Origin of the sequence: Arthrobacter sp. YA7-1 (assembly GCF_025960325.1) — a bacterium.
GTDB classification, from domain to species: domain Bacteria; phylum Actinomycetota; class Actinomycetes; order Actinomycetales; family Micrococcaceae; genus Arthrobacter; species Arthrobacter bambusae_A.
Window position 1 is genome coordinate 4,140,669 of the sequence record NZ_CP110114.1, and the last position, 20,848, is coordinate 4,161,516.

General features: G+C 65.7%; 23 protein-coding genes. 3 read left to right on the top strand and 20 right to left on the bottom strand.

Annotated features, from left to right (window positions below; genetic code table 11):
• Window positions 1–12 precede the first annotated feature (12 nt).
• From OIT41_RS19385 to OIT41_RS19395, 3 genes are read right to left on the bottom strand one after another with little or no spacing between them, the layout of a single operon-like run.
• Entirely contained in the window at window positions 13–1,395 is a 1,383-nt protein-coding gene (locus OIT41_RS19385; protein WP_241707579.1) for an NAD(P)(+) transhydrogenase (Re/Si-specific) subunit beta, read from the bottom strand.
• Entirely contained in the window at window positions 1,392–1,733 is a 342-nt protein-coding gene (locus OIT41_RS19390) for an NAD(P) transhydrogenase subunit alpha (RefSeq protein ID WP_241707580.1), read from the bottom strand. Before OIT41_RS19390 ends, OIT41_RS19385 begins: the two co-directional genes overlap by 4 nt.
• On the bottom strand, window positions 1,733–2,923 hold the full coding sequence (locus OIT41_RS19395) for a Re/Si-specific NAD(P)(+) transhydrogenase subunit alpha (RefSeq protein WP_241707581.1): 1,191 nt from the start codon (window positions 2,921–2,923) through the stop codon (window positions 1,733–1,735). The genes OIT41_RS19390 and OIT41_RS19395 overlap by 1 nt, the downstream gene beginning before the upstream one ends.
• A gap of 228 nt (window positions 2,924–3,151) precedes the next feature.
• Here OIT41_RS19395 and OIT41_RS19400 point away from each other — a divergent pair, with 228 nt between their 5' ends.
• Window positions 3,152–3,763 (top strand): NADPH-dependent FMN reductase, encoded by a 612-nt coding sequence (locus OIT41_RS19400; protein WP_078107144.1) that lies wholly within the window; start codon window positions 3,152–3,154, stop codon window positions 3,761–3,763.
• Between the two features lie 10 nt (window positions 3,764–3,773).
• On the opposite strand, the gene OIT41_RS19405 is transcribed toward OIT41_RS19400, so the two are convergent.
• From OIT41_RS19405 to OIT41_RS19470, 14 genes are all read right to left on the bottom strand, one after another.
• Entirely contained in the window at window positions 3,774–5,294 is a 1,521-nt protein-coding gene (locus OIT41_RS19405; protein WP_241707582.1) for a glycosyltransferase family 39 protein, read from the bottom strand.
• 93 nt (window positions 5,295–5,387) lie between these two features.
• Entirely contained in the window at window positions 5,388–5,507 is a 120-nt protein-coding gene (locus OIT41_RS19410; protein ID WP_241707583.1) for a DinB family protein, read from the bottom strand.
• 62 nt (window positions 5,508–5,569) lie between these two features.
• Window positions 5,570–6,394, bottom strand: a complete 825-nt coding sequence (locus OIT41_RS19415; RefSeq protein ID WP_241707584.1) for an IclR family transcriptional regulator C-terminal domain-containing protein — start codon at window positions 6,392–6,394, stop codon at window positions 5,570–5,572.
• A gap of 23 nt (window positions 6,395–6,417) precedes the next feature.
• A complete protein-coding gene (locus OIT41_RS19420; RefSeq protein ID WP_241707585.1) occupies window positions 6,418–7,104 on the bottom strand; it encodes a 3-oxoacid CoA-transferase subunit B in 687 nt (228 codons plus the stop codon).
• Between the two features lies 1 nt (window position 7,105).
• Window positions 7,106–7,765, bottom strand: coding sequence for a 3-oxoacid CoA-transferase subunit A (locus OIT41_RS19425; protein WP_241707586.1), 660 nt, complete (start codon window positions 7,763–7,765; stop codon window positions 7,106–7,108).
• A 5-nt stretch (window positions 7,766–7,770) separates the two neighbouring features.
• Window positions 7,771–9,000, bottom strand: a complete 1,230-nt coding sequence (locus tag OIT41_RS19430; RefSeq protein ID WP_241707587.1) for a thiolase family protein — start codon at window positions 8,998–9,000, stop codon at window positions 7,771–7,773.
• 82 nt (window positions 9,001–9,082) lie between these two features.
• Window positions 9,083–9,529, bottom strand: a complete 447-nt coding sequence (pcaC, locus tag OIT41_RS19435) for a 4-carboxymuconolactone decarboxylase (protein ID WP_241707588.1) — start codon at window positions 9,527–9,529, stop codon at window positions 9,083–9,085.
• Entirely contained in the window at window positions 9,526–10,341 is an 816-nt protein-coding gene (locus OIT41_RS19440) for an alpha/beta fold hydrolase (RefSeq protein ID WP_241707589.1), read from the bottom strand. Before OIT41_RS19440 ends, pcaC begins: the two co-directional genes overlap by 4 nt.
• Complete coding sequence (locus tag OIT41_RS19445; RefSeq protein WP_241707590.1) at window positions 10,334–11,758, bottom strand: lyase family protein; 1,425 nt, start codon at window positions 11,756–11,758, stop codon at window positions 10,334–10,336. Before OIT41_RS19445 ends, OIT41_RS19440 begins: the two co-directional genes overlap by 8 nt.
• On the bottom strand, window positions 11,755–12,330 hold the full coding sequence (gene pcaG / locus OIT41_RS19450) for a protocatechuate 3,4-dioxygenase subunit alpha (RefSeq protein WP_241707591.1): 576 nt from the start codon (window positions 12,328–12,330) through the stop codon (window positions 11,755–11,757). The genes OIT41_RS19445 and pcaG overlap by 4 nt, the downstream gene beginning before the upstream one ends.
• 3 nt (window positions 12,331–12,333) lie before the next feature.
• Window positions 12,334–13,206, bottom strand: coding sequence for a protocatechuate 3,4-dioxygenase subunit beta (gene pcaH / locus OIT41_RS19455; protein ID WP_241707702.1), 873 nt, complete (start codon window positions 13,204–13,206; stop codon window positions 12,334–12,336).
• Between the two features lie 54 nt (window positions 13,207–13,260).
• Complete coding sequence (locus OIT41_RS19460) at window positions 13,261–15,177, bottom strand: bifunctional sugar phosphate isomerase/epimerase/4-hydroxyphenylpyruvate dioxygenase family protein (RefSeq protein WP_241707592.1); 1,917 nt, start codon at window positions 15,175–15,177, stop codon at window positions 13,261–13,263.
• The gene (locus OIT41_RS19465) at window positions 15,177–16,100 is read right to left on the bottom strand and encodes a shikimate dehydrogenase (RefSeq protein ID WP_241707593.1); all 924 of its coding nucleotides are present in this window, start codon (window positions 16,098–16,100) and stop codon (window positions 15,177–15,179) included. Before OIT41_RS19465 ends, OIT41_RS19460 begins: the two co-directional genes overlap by 1 nt.
• A gap of 158 nt (window positions 16,101–16,258) precedes the next feature.
• Window positions 16,259–17,029 carry an IclR family transcriptional regulator gene (locus OIT41_RS19470; RefSeq protein ID WP_241707594.1) on the bottom strand — a complete coding sequence of 257 codons (771 nt, stop codon included), beginning with the start codon at window positions 17,027–17,029 and terminating at the stop codon, window positions 16,259–16,261.
• A gap of 207 nt (window positions 17,030–17,236) precedes the next feature.
• On the opposite strand from OIT41_RS19470, the gene OIT41_RS19475 reads away from it, so the two are divergent.
• Together OIT41_RS19475 and OIT41_RS19480 are read left to right on the top strand one after the other, a co-directional pair.
• A complete protein-coding gene (locus OIT41_RS19475) occupies window positions 17,237–18,553 on the top strand; it encodes an MFS transporter (RefSeq protein ID WP_078107131.1) in 1,317 nt (438 codons plus the stop codon).
• A 183-nt stretch (window positions 18,554–18,736) separates the two neighbouring features.
• On the top strand, window positions 18,737–18,973 hold the full coding sequence (locus OIT41_RS19480) for a hypothetical protein (RefSeq protein ID WP_078107130.1): 237 nt from the start codon (window positions 18,737–18,739) through the stop codon (window positions 18,971–18,973).
• 16 nt (window positions 18,974–18,989) lie between these two features.
• On the opposite strand, the gene OIT41_RS19485 is transcribed toward OIT41_RS19480, so the two are convergent.
• Genes OIT41_RS19485 through OIT41_RS19495 form a run of 3 tightly spaced genes read right to left on the bottom strand, consistent with a single transcriptional unit; the run spans window position 18,990 to window position 20,710 of the window.
• The gene (locus OIT41_RS19485; RefSeq protein WP_078107129.1) at window positions 18,990–19,277 is read right to left on the bottom strand and encodes a MoaD/ThiS family protein; all 288 of its coding nucleotides are present in this window, start codon (window positions 19,275–19,277) and stop codon (window positions 18,990–18,992) included.
• 8 nt (window positions 19,278–19,285) lie between these two features.
• Entirely contained in the window at window positions 19,286–20,452 is a 1,167-nt protein-coding gene (locus OIT41_RS19490) for a WD40/YVTN/BNR-like repeat-containing protein (RefSeq protein ID WP_241707595.1), read from the bottom strand.
• Window positions 20,453–20,509: 57 nt separating this feature from the next.
• The gene (locus tag OIT41_RS19495; protein WP_078107243.1) at window positions 20,510–20,710 is read right to left on the bottom strand and encodes a hypothetical protein; all 201 of its coding nucleotides are present in this window, start codon (window positions 20,708–20,710) and stop codon (window positions 20,510–20,512) included.
• Between the last annotated feature and the right edge of the window lie 138 nt (window positions 20,711–20,848).

The window sequence follows — 20,848 nt, forward strand, 5'->3', positions numbered from 1 at the left end:
CCCCCGAGTTGGTTAACTAAGCTTGAGCGCCTTGACCGCACTCAACACCTTGATGAGGGATTCCTTGGCGTCGCCAAACAGCAGTGTGGTCTGGGGTTCGTACATGAGTTCGTTCTCGATTCCCGCGAATCCCGGCCGCATGGAGCGCTTCAGGAAGACTACTTGGCGCGCGTCGGCCACTTCGAGGATGGGCATGCCGTAGATCGGCGAACCTGCGGTGGTTTTCGCGGCGGGATTGACGACGTCGTTCGCGCCGACCACCAGCGCGACGTCGGCTGTCCGGAATTCCGAGTTGATTTCGCCCATTTCCTTGAGGGACTCATAGGGCACATTGGCTTCGGCAAGCAGGACGTTCATGTGCCCGGGCATGCGGCCGGCCACCGGGTGGATCGCGAAATCCACGTCGATCCCCCTCGCCTCCAAGGCAAGGGCCAGTTCCGCCGCCGTGTGCTGCCCCTGGGCCACGGCAAGGCCGTAACCGGGAACGATGATGACCCGTTGTGCATAGCCAAGGAGCACGGCCACGTCTTCCGGGCTGGAGGAGCGGACGGGCCGATCGCTCACCGCCGTCGAGCCCGCCGTCGAGCCTCCCTTGAACGCGCCAAAGAGGATACCCGCAACACTGCGGCCCATGGCCGCCGCCATGGCCCTCGTGAGGATGGTGCCCGAGGCGCCCACCAAGGTGCCGGCCACCACCAAGAGCACATTGCCAAGCACCAGGCCCGAGGCAGCCACGGCCAGGCCCGTGAAGGCATTCAGCAGCGAGATGACGATCGGCACGTCCGCGCCGCCCACCGGCAATACCAGCAGGACGCCTGCCGCCAACCCCAGCACCAAGAGCAGCAGCGCGAGCGCGAGGGAGCCGCTGAAAACGACGGCGACGGCGGCACCCACCGCCGCGAGCAGCACCGCCCCCATGAGGGTCGGCAGGCCGGCGAACACCACCGGACGGGTGGTCATGAGCTCCTGCAGTTTGGAAAAAGTGATGGCGGAACCTGCGAACGACACCGCCCCCACCAGCAGCGTGAAGACAATGGCCACGCGCACCCAGCGGTCGCCAGTGTGCGCGAGTTCCAGAAGCGCAACAAGCGCCGCGGCGCCGCCGCCCACGCCGTTGAACAGCGCCACGAGCTGCGGCATCTGGGTCATCTTGACCTGCCGCGCGACCGGCGCGGCCACGCCCGAACCAACCACCATTGCGCCCACGATCCAGGGAACATTGTCCATTTTGACGGACATGAACACCGTGGCGACGGCGAGCGCCGCACCGAATGCGCCCACGAGGTTGCCCCGCCGGGCGGTTCGCGGGGAGTTGAGTCCCTTGAGGGCGAGGATGAAGCACACGGCAGCCGCGAGGTAGAGAAGCGAGGTCCACACCGGGTCGATGAGGGTCATCGCGTGCGCTCCTTCGACTCAGCCTCTACGGGCCCGGCCTTACCTCCGGGCGGTGCCACGCGTTGACGGCCGCGGAACATCTCCAGCATGCGGTCCGTCACCACAAAGCCGCCCACCAGGTTGGCGGTGGCGAGGACGACGGCGAGCAACGCCACCGCGAGGACCCACGGATCCGAGGCCTGACCGGCGACGATGATCGCCCCCACCAGGATGATTCCGTGGATGGCGTTGGCCCCTGACATCAAGGGGGTGTGCAGCGTGCTGGAAACCTTGGAGACCACTTCGAAGCCAACGAAGACGGCCAGGACGGTGATAGTGAGCAGGGCGATGCCGTCCATCAGGAAACCCCCTCGTTGGCGGTGCTGACAGGTTCCGCCGTCTCGGCGGAGAGCGCCGCAAGGGCCTCCGCCGTCGGACCGTGCCGCACCTCGCCGTCGTGCGTCAGGCACGCACCCGCCACCACCTCATCACCGAAGTCGGGGACGACGGCGCCGTCACACGTCATCAGTGCCAGCAGGTTCGCGACGTTCTTCGCGTAGAGGCGCGATGCGTCCGCGGGCATGGCGGAGGCGGCATCCTTCATCCCCACGAGAGTGACTGCGCCCTGGCCGTCCGCCGTCGGGATTTGAAGATCCAGGCCCGGCACCGAGCCTTCCACGTTGCCGCCGGATTCCGCGGCGAGGTCCACCACCACCGAGCCCGGGCGCATGTGCTGGACCATCTCGCGGCTCACCAGGAGGGGGGCCCGCCGCCCGGGGACCGCCGCCGTCGTGATGAGCACGTCCGCTTGGGCCACGTGCGGGGCGAGCAGCTCACGCTGCAGGGCACCGCGGTCGGCGCTGAGCTCGCGCGCGTAGCCGCCGGACGATTCGGCCGTCTCGACGTCGAGCTTGATGAAGGTGCCGCCCATGGACGCGACCTCGTCCGCCGAGGCCGGCCGGATGTCGTTGGCGGAGACCCGTGCGCCCAGCCGCTTCGCGGTGCCGATGGCCTGCAGTCCTGCCACGCCCGCACCGAGCACCAGCACGCGGGCCGGGGGAATGGTTCCCGCGGCCGTCATATAGAGCGGGAAGAAGCGCGGGAGGCGCATTGCCGCCTCGAGCACGCAGCGGTACCCGGCCACGAGTGCCTGGGACGTGAGCGCGTCCATGGATTGTGCCCGGGAAATGCGCGGCACCAACTCAAGGGCGAAGGAAGTCACACCCGCATCGGCGAGCGCGCGGACGGTAGGAAGTTCCGACGACGGCGAGGCCAGGCCTACAGTGACGGCGCCCCGCCGCAGCGCAGCCGCCGTCGTGGGTTCGAGGGGGCGGACGTGCGCGAAGACATCCAGTTTGGCCAGATCCAGGGCGGGGACGATGAGGGCGCCTGCCTTCCGGTAGTGCTCGTCGCTGTGCCCCGCGGCCGTTCCCGCTCCGCTTTCGACGACGACTTCCAGGCCGAGTCCGGCCAACTGCGTGACAGTCTCCGGCGTCGCAGCCACACGCCGCTCACCGTCCAGGCGTTCCCGAGCTATGCCAAGTTTCACCCGCGCTCCCTTTTCCGAAACCCCGTTGTCCTTCTGAACATCATTGCCCTGAGCCGTTGTTGGCTTGAGTCTAGGACGCGGAAGGCCCGGGCGGGAGTGGGGAGGCCTCAGCGGCCGGCCATTCCCATCTCCGGGCTGCTCTAATAAGCTCGCTGTGGGCTGGGAGCCTCCAGTTACCGCACCGTCGATGAGCCGGTTCCGGCCGCGCCGTCGGGAAGGAACATTGCCATGGCCACGTACAAGATCGGATACTTCGTCGGCAGCCTTTCAAGCCGCTCCATCAACAGGGTCCTGTCCAAGGCGCTCATCAGCGTGGCGCCGGAAGAGCTCGAATTCACCGAGATTCCTATCAAGGACCTGCCCCTGTACAGCCCGGACTACGACGCCGACTACCCGCCTGCCGGCCGGGCCCTCAAGGACGCGATCGCGGCGTCGGACGGCATCCTGTTCATCTCGCCGGAGTACAACCGCTCCGTCCCCGGCGCCCTGAAGAACGCCATCGACTGGGGATCCCGGCCCTGGGGAACCAATTCCTTCGCGCGCAAGCCAACGGGCATCATCGGAACGTCTCCCGGCAGCATCGGCACGGCCGTGATGCAGGCGTCCATGCGCAGCGTCCTGAGCTTCCTCGACGCACCCCAGCTGAACGCCCCGGAGGCCTACATCAAATTCGATCGCACGGCCTACAACGAGGACGGATCGGTCAGGGACGAAGGCACGGCATCCATCCTGCGCCACTATGTGGAGGAATACTGTGCGTTTGTTGAGCGCGTCTTGGCTGCCAACGCCCCGGGGCACATCGGCGACCACCATCCGGACCACGCCAAGCTGACGCGGTAGCGTTACAGCCTCAGCGCGTCCAGAGAATGACCTCGTGGGTGGGACCGGCGAACTGGCTGGCTTGGTGGAAGCCGAGGCGCGTCAGCTTGGCGGCGTCAGCGCCGGCGTCGGCCTTCTTTTGGGGCGTGGTGACCAGCCACACCCTGGACGTTCTGGCGACCTGATCCTGCACCGCATCGAACGGGAGCTGGAGTGACCACGGGGAGGTCAATCGTTCGGGTCCGGTCACTGCTGCGATGTCCCGGACGTTGCGGAACGACGCCGGGTAGCCGGAGAGCGCGTTGCGTCCGGATTCGATCGGGTCTCCCGGGCTGTCGTCGAAGAGAATCCCATCTCCCGTTGTGCTGTGGCCGTCGATGGTCCCGGCGATGAAGGAGAAATCGTCGACGACGAACTTCCCGTTGGGCTGCCGTTGCGAAACGTAGATCGGGGCGGCAATCCCTGCCAGAAGCACCACCGCCGTGACTTTAGGCCAGACCCGCGGCAGGTTCCCGAGGGCACATGCGAGCAGGATCGCAAAGGCGGGAACCGTGGAAATCAAGTACTTCGGCGTGTATGCCGGTGAGACCAGGAAGGAGTAGACGAACACCGCGACTGTCGGCAGGACGACGCCCGGCACCGCGAAGAGCAATGCCCGGCGATACCGCTTCCATCCCGTGACCAGCAAGGCGGCAACGAGTATCCAGGCGATTCCGGCCAGCACGACGGCGAGCGATCGCACCCATTCCTGGTCCGGCGTCGTGAAGCGCACCACGGTCTTGTAAGGGAAGAATTGCTCCACGAAGACTTGGGCAAACATTTGGGCCGGAGTGGTGTTGATCCAGCTGATCTGAGCTGCCGCTTGGGTGCGGGCAAGCAGGAACAGGGGGACGGTCACGGCGAATATCCCGGCAGTTGCCACGCTCAGGACGATCCTTGACCGCCGCGTTCGGGACAAAAGCATGCCGGACAGCCACAGCGATCCGACCGCGAGCACGGCATACATGTGCAGATACACGGCAATGACGCCCACCACAACGTAGGGCACAGCGCTGAGGATCCGGGCGCGTTCCGTCAGGAGCAACATCAGCCAGCCAAGAACGGCAACCATCGCCGCGCACATCGCATAGGAACGGGCCTCGATTCCCATCGCGGTCATCCTCGGCAGCACGGCGAATGCCAAGCCGGCGGCAAGGCCCAGCCAGCGGCTGTGCAGCCGGGACCCGATCGCGACCACGGCGGCCACGCCGACGCCGACAGCAACGGCGCTCGGAAACCGCAAGGTCAACGGGTTAGTCCCCACAAGGCTCAACCAGCCATGCATGAGCCAGTAGTACAGCCCGAAGACGCCGTCGATGCGCCCTACGATGGCAAACAGTTCCTGACTCGAATGGTTGGCCACATAGGCGGTGGCAGCCTCGTCCCTCCAAATCGATGGGATCCAGCTTCCGGCGAAGGACAGTAGAAAACCGAACAGTCCAGAGAACAAGGGATCCAGCCGGGGAGGGAATCGCCGCCGAACCCGGCGGCTCTCCAACGCCAGGTCAGACATGGGACTCCTCAGGACGGTATAGCGCTCCAAACCACTCTAACGTGCTGGTTCCGGGCTCGCCTGACGACTATCGCGTCCCCGCCTACTCCCCCCTCAGCCCATCCGCAGAATCCCGGAGCAGGTCGGGGTGGCCGTTGTGTCCTCCTCGACATAGGCCAAGTGCTTGATCAGCCCGCCGAGGGTCATCGACGTCGGAGCCACAGTCTTGCTCATCCACGTCGGTCATGGGCCGTGGGCCTACGCGCCGCAACGCGCCGTGGCAACGACCCTAAACGCTAATGCTTCGCCGAGACATCCTGCGATATCGCCTGGGCAGTTCCGACGATCTGCTCCCGGACCGATTCGAGGTACGCCTGGGGGTCTGGCTGCGCAGCAACGTTTTGGGCTTGGAGCGAGACGTTGACCGCCGCAGCCACATGTCCGGCATTGTGGTTCCACACCGGCGCAGCGATGGACATGAGCCCGAGTTCCAGCTCCTGGTCCAGGAGGCACCAGCCCTGATTTCGCACCCGGTCCAGCTCGGCAACCAACTCTTCGCGGGACGTGATGGTCCGCGGCGTCAAGGCCTTGAACTCCACGTCGGCCAAATATTGGTCCAGTTTCTGCTGCGGCAGCCCGGCCAGAAGCACCCTGCCCATGGATGTGGCGTAGGCCGGGAAGCGGGTGCCCACCGAGATCCCCACCGTCATGATCCGGCGCGTGGTCACGCGGGCCACGTAGAAGATGTCCGCTCCATCCAGCACCGCGGCCGACGTCGACTCCCCCAGCTTCAGCGACAACTCCTCAAGGTGCGGCTGCGCGAGCTGGGGCAGTGACAACGCCGACAAGTACGAATAGCCAAGCTGCAGCACCATCGCCGTGAGCGCGAAAGTCTTGCCGTCGGTGCGCACATAGCCCAGCTCCACCAGCGTATGCAGGAACCGTCGGGCCGTGGCACGCGTCAGGTTTGTGCGCGCCGCCACCTCGCTGAGCGTCATGACGGGGTTGGCCGCGTCGAACGCACGGATCACGGACAAGCCGCGTGCCAGCGACTGCACGTACTGGTCACTCGCTTGGGGAGCACCTGCGTGCGGCACTCCGGCTACTGCTGCGTCGGTCATGGTTACCAATCTTATTGGCGCGTTTAGACGCCGACGACGGCGCCCGCCGCCTTCTCGTCGAACGGCACCAGCCGGACCGGCACCAGGGCCTGGAGTTCCTCGAAGGTGCAGCCGAACGTCTCACGCACGGTCACGCCGTCGGGCCCTATCAAGAAGACGGCTTTGTCCGTGTACACGCGGGTCACGCAGCCCACGCCCGTCAGCGGGTAGCTGCAGGTGCCGACGAGTTTGGACACACCCTCGCGGGTCAGGAGTGTCATCATCACAAACACGTCCTTCGCGCCGGTGGCCAGGTCCATCGCCCCGCCGACGGCCGGGATAGCGTCCGGTGCTCCGGTGTGCCAGTTGGCGAGGTCACCCGTGGCGGAGACTTGGAAAGCGCCGAGCACGCAGATATCCAGATGGCCGCCGCGCATGATAGCGAAGGAATCGGCGTGGTGGAAATACGAGGCGCCGGGGAGTTCCGTGACGGGGATCTTGCCGGCGTTGATGAGGTCGCCGTCGATCTCCTCGTCCTTGGCCTCCGGGCCCATCCCGAGCATCCCGTTCTCCGTGTGGAGCGTGATGTTCTGCTCTTCCGAGAGGTAGTTGGAGACCAGCGTGGGCTGCCCGATGCCGAGGTTCACGAACGAACCCGGCACGATGTCCCGCGCCACGAGCCGCGCGAGATCGTCGCGGCCGAGGGGTGTTGTTGAGTTTTGGATGCTCATGTCAGGCCACCTTCACGATGCTGTTGACGTAGATCCCGGGAGTCACGACGTTCTCCGGGTCCAGGGCGCCGGTCGGGACGATCTCGGACACCTGGACGATGGTCTGCTTGGCCGCGGCGGCCATGATGGGGCCGAAGTTACGGGCGGTCTTGCGGTAGACAAGGTTGCCCTTGCCGTCGGCCTTGAGCGCCTTGATGAGCGCGACGTCGGCGTGGATGGGCGTCTCGAATACCTGCCATTTTCCGTCCAGCAAGCGGGTTTCCTTGCCTTCGGCGAGCATGGTGCCGTAGCCGGTGGGAGTGAAGAACCCGCCGATGCCGGCCCCGGCGGCACGGATGCGCTCGGCCAGGTTTCCCTGCGGGACGAGTTCCAGTTCAATTTCCCCGGCCTTGTACTTGGCGTCGAAGTGCCAGGAATCGGACTGCCGCGGGAAGGAGCAAATCATCTTCCGGACCCGTCCTTCCTTGATGAGCAGCGCCAGGCCCTGGTCGGCCTGGCCGGCGTTGTTGTTCACCACAGTGAGGTCCGTAGCGCCGGATTCGAGCAGCGCGTCGATGAGTTCGAACGGCTGGCCCGCGTTCCCGAAGCCCCCGATCATGACGGTGGAGCCGTCCTTGATGCCCGCGATTGCTTCGCCGACGGTGTCAATGAATGTCAGCATGTCCTCTAGCCCTTCACTCCGGCGGTGACGTTCTCCAGCACCACGGCCAGTCCTTGTCCGACGCCGATGCAGATCGCCGCGACGCCCCAGCGCTCACCGGAGGCCTCCAGACTGCGAGCCAGGGTGCCCAGGATGCGCGTGCCGGAGGCGCCCAACGGGTGCCCCATCGCGATCGCGCCACCATGCCGGTTCACGATGGACGGATCGATGCCCCACGCATCGATGCAGGCCAGGGACTGCGCGGCGAAGGCTTCGTTGAGTTCGACGGCGCCCACCTGCTCCCAGCCGATGGCCGCCTTCGCGAGTGCCTTGTTGGCAGCCTCAACCGGGGCGTAGCCGAAGAACTGGGGATCGTTTCCGTGCGCGCCGCGGCCGGCGATCCGGGCGAGCGGCTCCAGCCCGAGCAGCCCGGTGGCGTTGTCGCTGCCGATCCAGGCCGCGGAGGCGCCGTCGGACAGCGGCGAAGCGTTCCCCGCGGTGACCGTTCCGCCTGTTGTCTTACCTGCGGCGGCGTCCGGGGATTCGGGACGGAACACGGTCTTGAGGCCGGCGAGCTTCTCCGCCGTCGAGCCCGCGCGGATGCCTTCGTCACGGACCAGCTCGGTGCCCGGAACCTGGGTCACCAGCTGGTCGTAGAAGCCTTCGTCCCACGCCGCGGCGGCGAGGTTGTGCGAGGCCGCGGCAAACTCGTCCTGCCGCTCCCGGGTGATCCCGTACTTCTCACGCAGGCGTTCCGTGGCCTCGCCCAGGGAAATGGTCCAGTCCTTGGGCATGGCCGGGTTCACCAGACGCCATCCCAGGGTGGTGGAAGCCAGGGTCATGTCACCGGCCGGGTACGGCTTGGAGGTCTTGGGCAGCACCCAGGGTGCGCGGGACATGGACTCGGCACCGCCCACCAGGACCAATTCGGCGTCGCCGGCGTTGATCTGACGGGAAGCGATGATCGCCGCGTCGAGGGACGAACCGCACAGCCGGTTGACCGTGGTGCCGGGGATCGACGTCGGGAGCCCTGCGAGCAGCGTGGCCATGCGGGCGACGTTCCGGTTCTCCTCGCCGGCGCCGTTGGCGTTGCCGAACACCACTTCGTCGATCCGCTCAACATCCAAAGCGGGGGCGCGCTTGACGGCTTCGCGCACCACGTGGGCCGCGAGGTCATCCGGACGGACCCCGGCAAGGCCCGAGCCGAATTTTCCAAAAGGTGTGCGCACGGCGTCGTACACATACGCCTGGTTCATGGGGTCTCCTCTAATTTTCTGTAGTCCCAACTAGCTCGCAGTTAATGTCGTTATGAGGGCTCAAAACGACATCTAATGCGAGTCAGTTGGGTGGGGCGGGGGCTTCGGGGGTCGCGTCGAGGTCCGCGAAAACACCCTGCGCGGTCTTGAATGCTGTGTTGGCGGAGGGAACTCCGCAATAGATGGCGGTCTGCAGCAGGATTTCCTTGATCTCGTCCCTGCTCAGCCCGTTCGTGATGGCCGCGCGGATGTGCATGGCCAGTTCTTCCCAGTGCCCGTGCGCCACCATCGCGGTGATGGTGACGGCGGAGCGCATTTGCCGCGTCAGGCCGGGCCGGGTCCAGATGCCACCCCAGGCGATGCGGGTGATCATGTCCTGGAAGTCACCAGTGAATTCGTCTTTGGCAGCGTTCGCTCGGTCCACGTGCGCATCGCCTAGTACTTCGCGGCGGACCACCATGCCGGCGTCGTGGATTTCCTGCGAGGTGGCGTCACGCTGAACCGCGCCTTGCGAAGAATCAGTGCTCATTGTCCGGCCTCCTTCATGAAAGTCCGCATGAGGTCCGCGACGACGGCGGGCGCCTCCGCGGGCGCGAGGTGCCCGACGCCGTCGAGCGCCACAGCAACTGCGCTGCCGCCGCCTGTGTTGAATCTGGAGTTGATGCCCGCGACAATTTCTTCAGCGCACGACGGCGGCGCAACAGTGTCCTCGACGCCCGCCAGGGCCTGCGTGGGGACGGTGATGCCGCCGAGTTGGGAGCGGACATCGAATCCGGCGAGGGCCTCGCAGCAGAAGGCGTAGCTGAAGCGGTCGGCGTCCCGCAGGGCATGCAGCAGGCGGCTGCTGACCACGGGCTGGCGATCCATGAAACCGGGAGCGAACCAGCGCTGCGCGGAACCCTGGATCATCACCGCGGTACCTTGCGCACGGACGGTTTCGGCGCGTTCCAGCCACCCCTCCGGTGTACCGAGCTTCGCTCCGGTGCACTGCACGGACAAGGACTTGAGCCGTTCACCGTGTTTGATGGCCAATTGCAGTCCGGTGGCACCGCCCAGGGAGTCCCCGGCGTAGTGGAACACGGCGCCCGGCACGATCGAATCCACCAGGTCAACCACCGCGTCTGCCAGCTCGGCGACGCTGAACGTTTCGGAGGCCGCTGGCGAGACGCCGTGGCCGGGAAGGTCCCAGCCGACAACGTCGAACTCGTCACCGAGCAGGGCTGCCGTCTCGGTCCACAGGACGGTGGACGTTCCGAGCGAGGGCCCCACCACCAGGAGCGGCTTCTCCCCGAGGGTGCGCTGCGGGGACAGCAGCACCGCCTTGACGTTGGGCTTAGCCACGATCGGCTCCCTTCGGGTTGGTGTGCGCGAATTCGGGGTACGCGGCAAGGATGCGGCGGCTGATCTCGGCAGCCTCACCGATGTAGTTCGCCGGGTCAAGAAGGTCCTCCAGTTCCTCGTCGGACAGCTTGCTGGCCGGGACTACTTCGCGGAGGAGCTTGGTATAGATCCGGGGCTGCTCCGCTGCAGGTGCCCGGAGCGTCTCGTCAACGACGGCTTGCAGCTTGGCCTTCGCTTCACTCCTGTCCGCGCCGAGGAGCGGGGCAACAGACGATGCAACGGCTTCGCTCAGCAGCAATGGCCCGGAAATTTCCAGGTTGCGGCGCATCGCCTCGGGGAAGACCCGGAGTCCTTCGGCGAGCTCGCGCAGCTGGGCGGCGGCACCGAGGGCGAGCCGCAGCAAGCTCCTCAAGGCCTGCCATTCGCTATGCCAGGCGCCGTCCGGGCGCTCGTCGTTGAAGTTCGCGGCTGCCACGTGAAGCTGGGCCGCCAAGCCAGGAGCCTGGAGCGCCGCGCTGCGGATCAGCACTGAGAGCACCGGGTTCTGCTTTTGCGGCATGGCCGAAGAAACGCCGCGGCCCGCGGCCTGGGGTTCACCCAGTTCTGCAACCTCGGGGCGGCTGAGGAATAGCAGGTCCGAGGCGATCTTGCCGAAGGAATCCGTCAGCGAAGCCAAGGAGTCGCCAAGCGCGGTGACGGCAAGGCGGTTGGTGTGCCACGGCGCAGGAGCGGGAGCCAAGCCCAGCTTCCCGGCCAAGGCATCGGCCAAGTCAAAGGGGCTCGACGACGAGCCTTCCGTGAGTACGGTACCGGCAGCCAGGGTGCCGGCGGCGCCGCCGAACTGAACCGGCAACTCCAGGGATTCAAGGCGGCCCGCCGCGGCGGCCACTCCGTGGAACCATTGCGCCGCCTTGAGCCCGAAGGTGGACGGAAGCGCGTGCTGCGTCAGGCTCCTGCCCACGCACAGCGTGTCCGCATGCTGCTCCGCAAGGGCGGCGAGCGCCGTCGTCGTACCTTTTGCTTCGGCGAGAAGCGCTGAAACCACGCGGTGCGCGAGCAGCATCAGGGCCGAATCCAGGACGTCTTGGCTGGTCAGGGACGTGTGCACGGCGGCGAGCGCGCTAGCGTCCAGTCCTCTGACCCTGCCGCGGAGGTCGGCAAGCAGCGGAATGACCGGGTTGGCGCCGCCTTGAGCGCGTTCGGCGATGGAAGCGGCATCGTAGGCCCAGGATTCCGCGGCTTCGGTGACGACGGCGGCAGAACCGGCGGGCGCGAATCCGGCCTCTTCGAGCACGGATGCCCAGGCGGCCTCGACGTCGAGGATGGCCGCGATCACCGCACGGTCACCCGTCAGCGCCACCACGGCGGGCGACGCCGACACCGGGCTGAGCAGCCCGAAATCGCCGTCCCCGCTCATTGGGAGGCGCCTTCGAAGCGCTCGAAGTCGAGAAAGACGGTCTCATTCCCGCCCTGCAGGCGCAGGTCCCAGGTGAGTCCGCCGTCTGCGTCGCGGCGCGCGATCAGGGTGCTGCGGCGCTCGGGATCGAGGGAGCTGAGCAGCGGATCGGCAGCGAGCGCTTCCTCGTTCTCCGGCAAGTAGATGCGCGTGAACAGGCGGTTCATGAGGCCGCGGGCAAAGACGGCGACGGAAATGAACGGCGCCGCCCCCGGTTCAGTGGGGCCGGGGTTGACCGTGGTGAAGGTGAAGACGCCGGAGTTGCCGACTGCGGCACGGCCCCAGCCGGTGAAGGTGTAGCCGTCACGGACCAGGGAGCCCGTGCGCTGGACCACGTTGCCTTCGGAGTCGGCCTGCCAGATCTCCAGGATGGCGTCCGGGATGGCTTCGCCGGCGCCGTCGTACACGGTGCCTTGCAGGCGGATGCTTCCGGGACTGCCCGGGGCGAGAAGCTCGTTGTCCTTGGTGAAGGGAAGGGCGTAGCCGTAGAACGGGCCGACGGTCTGGCCGGGTGTGGGTGTCAGCTTGCTCATGTCCTACTCCTCATCCCCGGCGTCGCCAAAGGCTTCGTTTTCGGTCCAGGTCCGCCTCGACCCGCTCAGGACAATGTCCCAGTTGTAGCCGAGGGCCCATTCGGGGCTCGTCAACTCGTGGTCGTACTTGGCCACGAGGCGGTCGCGGGCGTCCTGGTCCACGATCGATTGGTAAATAGGGTCCAGCGGGAACAGCTGGTCACCCGGGAAGTACATCTGGGTGACGATGCGCTGCGTGAAGTCCGTGCCGAACAGCGAGAAGTGGATGTGCGCCGGTCGCCAGGCGTTGAGGTGGTTCTTCCACGGGTAGGCGCCGGGCTTGATGGTGGTGAAGCGATAGGAACCGTCCGGTCCGGTGATGCAGCGCCCGACGCCGGTGAAGTTCGGGTCGAGCGGGGCGGGGTGCTGGTCGCGCTTGTGGATGTAGCGGCCGGCAGCGTTGGCCTGCCAGATCTCCACGAGCTGGCCGGCAACCGGGCGGCCGTCGCCGTCGAGCACTTTGCCCTGGACGATGATCCGCTCTCCCTGGGGCTCGCCGTTGTGCTGGATGGTGAGGTCGGATTCCAAGGCGTGCACGTCCTGGTGCCCGAACGCCGGCGAGTACAGCTCGATGGTCTCCGGGTCCGCGTGGTGCAGGCTCTTGGTGGGGTGGCGCAGGATGCTGCTGCGGTACGGTGCGAAGTCCAGCCGGGGCTGGGTCTCCGGAGCGGCACCGCCTTTGAGCGCCTGGGCGTACGCTTCGCCGATGGCTTTGATCTCGGCGCTGAGATCCGCCTGGGTTTCGGCTGCGGCGTCCAACGGGGCGTGCCCGGCATGCGGTTCGGCCGCCGGTACGAGCTCGTCGTCTTGGTAGTGCCCGGCATTTGCGTCTAGCAGCACGGCCGGCTCCTTTCGGGGGGTTGCTTTCCTGGTTCCTGCTGGTGTTTCTGCTTAGCGCTGCACGTGGTGGGCGTGAAGCGAGTCGTACTGGACGGCGTGCCGCACGGGGGCGTTGGGGGCGCCGTAGCCGTCGTAGCCGCCGCGGCGTTCCACCATTTCGAAGAACACGCTGCCCACCGTGGCGGTGTAGAAGTGGAGGAATTCACCGTTGGCGTCCCTGTCGTAGAGAAGGTTCAGTTCCTTGAGGGTGGCGAGGAAGGCAGGATCCAGGGCGAAGCGCGCATCCAGGTCCTCGTAGTAGTTGGCCGGTATCCGGAGGAAGTCGAGCCCCCGTGCCTTCGCCGCCCGGGCCGTGGCCACGAGGTCGTCCACCGCGAAGGCGATGTGTTCCTGGTAGCTCTTGCGGGCGCCGCTGCCCTGCTGGCCAGCTTCCTGCTGGATGACTGGAGCCAGGTTCAGCACCAGGCGCACGGCACGGTCGGAAGTCTGCATGACCTGCGAGCGCACCAGGCCACTGGGGCTCGGCACCTCGGCGAACGGCTGAGGTTCCAAGGCAAGGGCACTCGTGTAGAAGAGGACGGCTTCGTCGAAGTGCTGCCAGGGCTGGGCGAGGTTTACGTGGTCGATCACCGCTTGCGCTCCCGCAGAAGGGTGCTCGAGCCCTTCGCCGAATTCGCGGGTCCATGCTGCGGTGCCATCCGGGCTGCCCTGGCAGAGGAAGATCTCGGTGGAATCCGGGGCGGCGATGCCTTGGAAAACTTCCTCGTCCGCCTGGACCTTGCGCGGCACCACGGGGGCCTTGAGTTGCTGGGCGCGGGCCGAGGCAATCACGGGCGAGTCGACGTCGAACCCCAACGCCGCGATGGCAGGTTCGCTGTGCGACGGCGCTTGTTCGTTGATGATGACGCGTGCCTGCCCCATGGACCACAACTGCACGTCCTTGGTCCGGTGCCGGCCATCGAATTCGAAGCCGAGCTGGCCCAGAAGCGTCTCGAGCTGTGCGGGTTCATCGGTCTTGACCTCGGCGAAGTTGAATCCGGCCGGTTCGGCCACCTTGGGAAGGGTGGCCAGCTCCATGGGATAACGACGACGGCCGGCAGCGTTGGCGGTCGAATCACCGCCGGCGCCTGCGGGCACGAGGGATGCCGCATCCAGCCATTTGGCGCTCTGTTCCTCAAGCCAGATGAGCGAGCGCATCGCGTCGACGGCGGTGCGCTCTACATCGGATTGGCGGAAGACGTCGTTGAAGACCTCCAGCGAGACCGGGCCGGAATAGCCCGCGCGGGCCACGTGGCCCATGAACTTGGCCAGCTCGAACTGTCCTTCGCCCGGGAACACGCGGTAGTGGCGGCTCCATGACAGGACATCCATGGAGAGTTTCGGCGCGTCGGCCACTTGGACGAAGAAGATCTTTTCTGGCTTGATCGCCTCGATGGGAGCGGTGTCCCAGTCGCGGGAAAGAATGTGGAAGGAGTCCAGGCAGGTGCCCAGGTTGGGGTGGTCCACGGTGTCCACCAAGCGGTGCGCATGTTCGTAGTCGTTGACGTATTTGCCCCAGGCGAGGGCCTCGTACGCTACTTTGACGCCGTGTTCGCCGGCCAATTGCGCGAGGCGGGAGAGCTGCTCCGCCCGCAGGTCGTCGTCGTCGATCGTGGCGGTTCCCACATTGGTGCACACCAGGATGGTGTCCATGCCGAGGCGGGACATGAGCCTGAATTTGGCGTCCGCCCGGCGCAGGTTTTCCTGCAGGATGTCCTCGGAGACGCTGTCGAAGTCGCGGAACGGCTGGTAGAGATCCAGGCCGAGTCCGAGGTCCGCTGCCATCTTCCGCACGTCCTCCGGGCTGAGCGGCGAGGTGACGAGGTCCTGTTCGAAGATCTCGATGCCGTCGAAGCCCGCGATGGCACAGGCCTGCATCTTTTCCTTGAGCGTCCCGGAGAGGCAGACGGTCGCGATTCCCGTGCGCATCAGTGACCCGCCCCGGCGAGTGCCTTGTCGGCCTTGGACCCTTCAGCCTTGGCTTCCTCGGCGCCCACCAGCTCCAGGAAATGTGCCCGCATCCGTTCCGGATCGGCGTCGCGGCCGGTGAAGATGCGGAAAGCGTCGGCGGCCTGCCCCACGGCCATGCGTCCGCCGTCGAGCACGCGGCAACCCTTGGCCCGGGCCTCGAGCACCAGCCGGGTCTCGATCGGCCTGTAGACGATGTCGGCTACCCAGTGCCTGGATTCGACGAGGGACATGTCCAGTGGGAGGCCCGGATGAGCGGCCATGCCCACCGGGGTGCAGTGCACCAAGCCGTCGGCCAGCGGCATGAGTTGCGGGAGCTCCGCCGTCGTACGCGCGGTGATGGTGCTGCCCGGGAACAGGGCTGCGAGTTCCGCCGCCCGTTCGGCACAGCGTGCGGGGTCAACGTCCACAAGGTCGAGCGTTTTGACCCCCGCGGAAAGGAGGGCATAGGCGACGGCGGAGCCGGCACCACCGGCGCCGAGCTGGACGACTCGCTCCAGGCCGGCGTCGGGAAGGCCGCTGGCCAAAGCAGAGCCGAAGCCGGAGAAGTCCGTGTTGTGGCCGACGAAACGGCCGTCCTCGATCAGCACGGTATTCACGGCGCCAAGCCGGCAGGCGTCCTCGGAAACTTCGTCCAGGAACGGCAGCACCAGTTGCTTGCACGGATGCGTGATGTTGAGTCCGTTGTAGCCAAGCCGGGAGGCTGCGGTCAGCAGATCGCCGACGGCGGAGCCGGGCAGGGAGAGCTCCAGCAGGTCGATGGGCCGGTACAGGTAGCGCAGCCCCTGGACGTCGGCCTCCCTCTCATGCATGGGCGGCGTCAGCGAAGGCGATACGCCTTCCCCGATCAGGCCCACCAGGAAGGATTCAGCTCGGTTGCTCATGCTCATTGCTCCTTTGACAACTGCACCCGTGGAATGGCGCTCCCTGGCGTCCCTCGGGACGTCCAGGCCGTGCTGCTCCGCCGGGCGGTATGAATCAGACTACACAAATTGTTCACATATTGCACTAGTGTTCTTATCGCGAACAAAAGTGATGGCTATTATCGCTGCGGCAGGCGGTCGGCGAGCTCGGACGCCGCGCTCTTCAAGAGCGGAACGACTGCCACGAGCTGTTCCACGCTCATCCGGAAAACCGGTACTGCAGTGGCAAGCGAAGCGAAGGCAACGCCCTGGGAATTGAGGACGGGGACCGCGACGGCGCGCATGCCCACCTCGTTTTCCTCGTCCATGACCGCGTAGCCCTGGCGCCGGACCTTCTCGATTTCCAAGCGGAAAGCGTCGCGGTCGGTAATGGAGGACTCCGTCAGCGGCTCCAACTCGAGCCCTTCCACCAATTGCTGCCGCTCGTCGTCGTCCGCGAAGGCAACAAGCGCCTTGCCCACGGCCGTGGTGTGAAGCATTCCGAGATGCCCCGGATCGCTGGTGACCCGGAACATCTGCGGTCCGTCCACCTTGTTGACCGTGAGGTGGTGGTGGCCATCCCGTACGGAAAGGATGGTCGCTTCGCCGGTCCCTTCCGTCACGCGCTGCAGGATGGGACGCGCGGTGCCGGCGAAGCCGTGATGGTTTGATACCCGTTGACCGAGCTGGAAGACCCGAAGTCCCAGGTGGTAGCGGCGGCCGTCGGCCTCATAGTCGACGAATCCATCGCGGGTCAGGGATCCGAGCAGCCGGTACGTAGTGCTGAACGGCAGCTCCGCCTGGCGCGCGAGCTCGGAGGCGCTGGCCCCCTTCGGCTCATTGCCCAGCAATACGAGGAGGCCCAGGGCCTTGCCGATCATGTCGGTCTTTGTGTCTTCCTTCACATCCATAACTAAAGATTGCCACATCGTGAGAGCTATATCTAGATGGTGAGTAAATATCTTGACAAGTGACTGCGCTCACAGTCATCATTGCTGTATCGCACAAGTAGCTCTCACAATGTGGCTACAGTGTGAGGCCGCTGCCGGACCTACACCGACGTTCCAGGTACGCACATTTCAGCCAGATGCGACATCGCCGTCACACAAAGGAACACCATGAGTCACACGATCCCGTCTACGACGCCGGGCACCGCCACGGCGGGAACGCCGAAGAAGGCCGCTCTCGCCAGCTTCCTCGGTAGCGCCGTCGAGTACTACGACTTCTTTATCTTCGGTTCGGCCGCGGCATTGATTTTCCCGCATGTCTTCTTCCCGAGCGCCGACGCCAACGCTGCCATCATGTCCTTCGCGACATTCGGCTTCGCGTACGTGGCAAGGCCGGTTGGAGCCATCATCCTGGGGCACTTCGGCGACCGCATCGGCCGCCAGCGCGTGCTGATGTTCACCCTGGTACTCATGGGCGGTGCCACGTTCATCATCGGCTGCCTTCCTGATTTCAAGGCCATTGGATGGTGGGCGCCGGCGCTGCTGGTCTTCGCACGCCTCTGCCAGGGCCTCTCGGCCGCCGGTGAACAAGCAGGCGCCTCATCCATGACGCTGGAACACGCTCCGGACAACCGCCGTTCCTTCTTTACTTCCTGGACCCTCACCGGAACCCAGGGTGGCCAGATCCTCGCAGCATTGGTGTTCATCCCCGTCGTCGCCCTCCCCGACGAGATCAAGTACGGCATCGGCTGGCGTATCCCGTTCTGGCTCAGCGCCGTGGTGGTCCTGGTAGCGTTCTTCATTCGCCGCACCCTGCATGAGCCGCCGGCATTCGCCGAGGCCAAGAAGAACAACCAGATCGCCAAGCTTCCCGTAGCCGACCTCCTCCGGCTGCACTGGGCCGACGTCCTGCGCGTTGTCTGCTGCGCCTTCATCTCCGCAGTGAGCACCGTCTTCGGCACCTTGGCCATCGCCTACGCCAAGGACGTGGCCCACGTGAACAGCACCATCACCCTGTGGCTCGTTGTGGCGGCAAACGTCGTCGCGCTCGGCACCCAGCCGGTATTCGGCAGGATGGCCGACCGGATCGGCCGCAAGCCCGTCTTCATCTACGGCGCCGTAGCCAGCGCCATCATGACGCCCGTGTTCCTCTTGACGCTCGAATCCGGAAACGTGCCCCTGATGTTCCTGGTCTCGGTGGTGTACTTCTCCCTCGGATACGCCGCTGCAAACGCAGTCTGGCCCTCCTTTTACGGCGAAATGTTCAGCACCAAGGTCCGCTTCTCCGGCCTGGCCATCGGAACGCAGATCGGCTTCCTCATGGCGGGCTTCGCCCCGACCATCGTCACCGCGATGGGCGGCACCAAGGCCGGCGGCTGGGTCCAGATCAGCATCTTCACCGGCGTCATCTGCGTGATCGCGGCGGTCTCCGCGATGACAGCGCGCGAATCCTTCAAGACCCCGACGGCGGAACTCGGACTGAAGTAGCCCTCCCCCGATTCCCCGTGGATCCATTGCCCACCCAACGGTTTAGGCCGGGGGTGGGCAATGGATTTTTTTGCTAACGGAAGTATTACCCACGGCTAACCCGGCCGAAATCACCCGGCAACATTGGGCCGCCACACTGGAATAGCCGGCAAGTGCTGGCAGCTCCAGCCAGGGAGGCCAACCATGTTGAAGGAAGTATCAACCCACCCCACAAGAATCCGCGCGCTTGACCAGCTGCACCGCGGCGACCATATCGAAGCCCGCCTCTCCGTCGGACCCTCCTACGATGACGTTGTCATCCGCAGGGGTCGCGTCCAGGAAACGGCCCCGGGCATCGGCGTCGTCTGGATCATGGATCAGCTGACGGGTCTGCGCAAGGCCATTAATACCGACGAGTGCACAGTCTGGCGAGTGGCCTGACCTGGCCCCGAACCGCTCAGCCGCCAGCCACGGACTGGATGATCAAGACCTCCTGGCCGGCCGCAACCTCAGTTTCCAGACCCTTCAGACGCCGGACCTCCTCGCCGTTAACGTAAATATTCACGTAGCGGCGGAGCGAACCGGTTTCATCCCGGAGCCTCCGGGCCAGCACCGGGTAATTCCCGGTCACGGCATCAAGCAAGCTTTCCACGGTCACAGCTCCGTCGGCGGGCGTAGTCAGGTAGGACTGCCCGCCGGCGAGGGGCTGGAGAACGCTGGGCAACAGCACAGTGATATCGGGCAAGGTCAGTCCTAGGCGGGAACGCCGGAAGCTGCGGCGGCAGCGGCGAATTCAGCCGCAACATCCGGGGAAACAACGCCGGAGACAACCGCGGCCCGCACGCACAAGACATCAGGCAGATGCGAGGCGACTTCGATGAAGGACTCGCCTTCGTCGGCGCTGGCATAGACCGAACCGCCGCGCGTTCCGAAGTACACCCCGGTGGGTTCAGCAGAATCCACCGCGGCTGCGTCACGGAGCACGGCGTTGTATTCGTGGTCCGGGAGGCCCACGTCCAAGCGCTTCCACGACTCGCCGGCGTCGTCGGTGCGATGCACTGCAAGCCGGCCGTCCGGCGGAATCCGCTCGCTATCGGCCTTGATCGGGATCACCCAGGCGGTGCCTTCGCGACGCGGGTGGGTGAGCATGACGAAGCCGAAATCCGCCGGGAGGCCGTCCGCGATGGAGATCCAGTTCTCACCGTTGTCATCCGTGCGGTACACACCGTGGTGGTTTTGCGCATACAACCGGCCTTCGACGGCGGCATCCGCAGCGATCTTGTGCACGCACTGGCCGAACTCGGGATTCGGATCGGGCATGAAGCGAGCCGAGATCCCCTTGTTGCGGGCCTCCCAGGAAGCTCCGCCGTCGAGCGACCGGTAGACGCCCCCCGTACTCATGGCGACGTGGACGTTCTCCCCGGAAGGGTTGACGACAATCGAATGGGCTGCAGCCCCGCCGTACCCCGCTCCCCACTCGCTGCGATGCGGGTGATCCCACAGGCCGCGGTTCAACTCGAAGTGCTCGCCGCCGTCGGTGGACTTCCAGACGGAGATCGGCTCACAACCGGCCCAGACGACGCCGGGGCGCGAGGCGGAATCGGGGTAGATCTGCCAGATCCTTTCCAGAGCGGCATCGGTGCCCTCCGGGAATTTGATGGCGCCTTGCTCGGGCTCTGTCCACGTGGCGCCCAGGTCATCGGAGTGGGCCACGGTGGGGCCCCAGTGTTCGGAGCGCACGCCCACCATGATCCGGGGTTTGTCCCCGCGCGTATCAATCCCGATGCTGGGGATCTCGCTCATGAGGAAGTGCGGACCGGAAAGGGACCATTCCTTGCGGTCTGTGCTGCGCGCCAGCCACAGCCCTTTTTTGGTCCCGATCGCCAAGACATAACTCTCTGCGGTAGCCATGCACCCCATGCAACCATCCCCGCCCGGGAGCCGCAACGGTTTTGTGAACCGGTCTAGGAAACCGCCTCAGTCCACGAACTCGGACTGCGTCTCGATGAAGTCCCAGTCGGCGTCGCTCAGCCCGCCAGCCAGCTCCTCAAGGCGCGGGCCGCCGACATCGGCAATGCGCTGCAGGACTTCCAGCGGAAGCTCCGCGGCACGCAGGTTTTCGCGCAACCATTCCTTGCTCTTGAGGTCTATGTCCAGCCACCACATGAAGATCTCCACGTGGACCACCCCTTCCTGTGCATGTTAACGCTAGGCCCGCGCCGGGTGCTCTACAAGGGGCACCGAGCTGACCAGACACCGGACTTCGGCGCGAATCCGGGGCTGGAAAAAGTAAAGTGAAAGTAGTTATTCAGATTG

Bases quoted from the DNA above. Each gene is read 5' to 3' on its own strand.
- OIT41_RS19385 (WP_241707579.1), bottom strand. From the start codon at position 1,395: ATGACCCTCATCGACCCGGTGTGGACCTCGCTTCTCTACCTCGCGGCT.
- OIT41_RS19390 (WP_241707580.1), bottom strand. From the start codon at position 1,733: ATGGACGGCATCGCCCTGCTCACTATCACCGTCCTGGCCGTCTTCGTT.
- OIT41_RS19400 (WP_078107144.1), top strand. From the start codon at position 3,152: ATGGCCACGTACAAGATCGGATACTTCGTCGGCAGCCTTTCAAGCCGC.
- OIT41_RS19405 (WP_241707582.1), bottom strand. From the start codon at position 5,294: ATGTCTGACCTGGCGTTGGAGAGCCGCCGGGTTCGGCGGCGATTCCCT.
- OIT41_RS19410 (WP_241707583.1), bottom strand. From the start codon at position 5,507: ATGAGCAAGACTGTGGCTCCGACGTCGATGACCCTCGGCGGGCTGATC.
- OIT41_RS19415 (WP_241707584.1), bottom strand. From the start codon at position 6,394: ATGACCGACGCAGCAGTAGCCGGAGTGCCGCACGCAGGTGCTCCCCAA.
- OIT41_RS19420 (WP_241707585.1), bottom strand. From the start codon at position 7,104: ATGAGCATCCAAAACTCAACAACACCCCTCGGCCGCGACGATCTCGCG.
- OIT41_RS19425 (WP_241707586.1), bottom strand. From the start codon at position 7,765: ATGCTGACATTCATTGACACCGTCGGCGAAGCAATCGCGGGCATCAAG.
- OIT41_RS19430 (WP_241707587.1), bottom strand. From the start codon at position 9,000: ATGAACCAGGCGTATGTGTACGACGCCGTGCGCACACCTTTTGGAAAA.
- pcaC (WP_241707588.1), bottom strand. From the start codon at position 9,529: ATGAGCACTGATTCTTCGCAAGGCGCGGTTCAGCGTGACGCCACCTCG.
- OIT41_RS19445 (WP_241707590.1), bottom strand. From the start codon at position 11,758: ATGAGCGGGGACGGCGATTTCGGGCTGCTCAGCCCGGTGTCGGCGTCG.
- pcaG (WP_241707591.1), bottom strand. From the start codon at position 12,330: ATGAGCAAGCTGACACCCACACCCGGCCAGACCGTCGGCCCGTTCTAC.
- OIT41_RS19460 (WP_241707592.1), bottom strand. From the start codon at position 15,177: ATGCGCACGGGAATCGCGACCGTCTGCCTCTCCGGGACGCTCAAGGAA.
- OIT41_RS19465 (WP_241707593.1), bottom strand. From the start codon at position 16,100: ATGAGCAACCGAGCTGAATCCTTCCTGGTGGGCCTGATCGGGGAAGGC.
- OIT41_RS19470 (WP_241707594.1), bottom strand. From the start codon at position 17,029: ATGGATGTGAAGGAAGACACAAAGACCGACATGATCGGCAAGGCCCTG.
- OIT41_RS19475 (WP_078107131.1), top strand. From the start codon at position 17,237: ATGAGTCACACGATCCCGTCTACGACGCCGGGCACCGCCACGGCGGGA.
- OIT41_RS19480 (WP_078107130.1), top strand. From the start codon at position 18,737: ATGTTGAAGGAAGTATCAACCCACCCCACAAGAATCCGCGCGCTTGAC.
- OIT41_RS19490 (WP_241707595.1), bottom strand. From the start codon at position 20,452: ATGGGGTGCATGGCTACCGCAGAGAGTTATGTCTTGGCGATCGGGACC.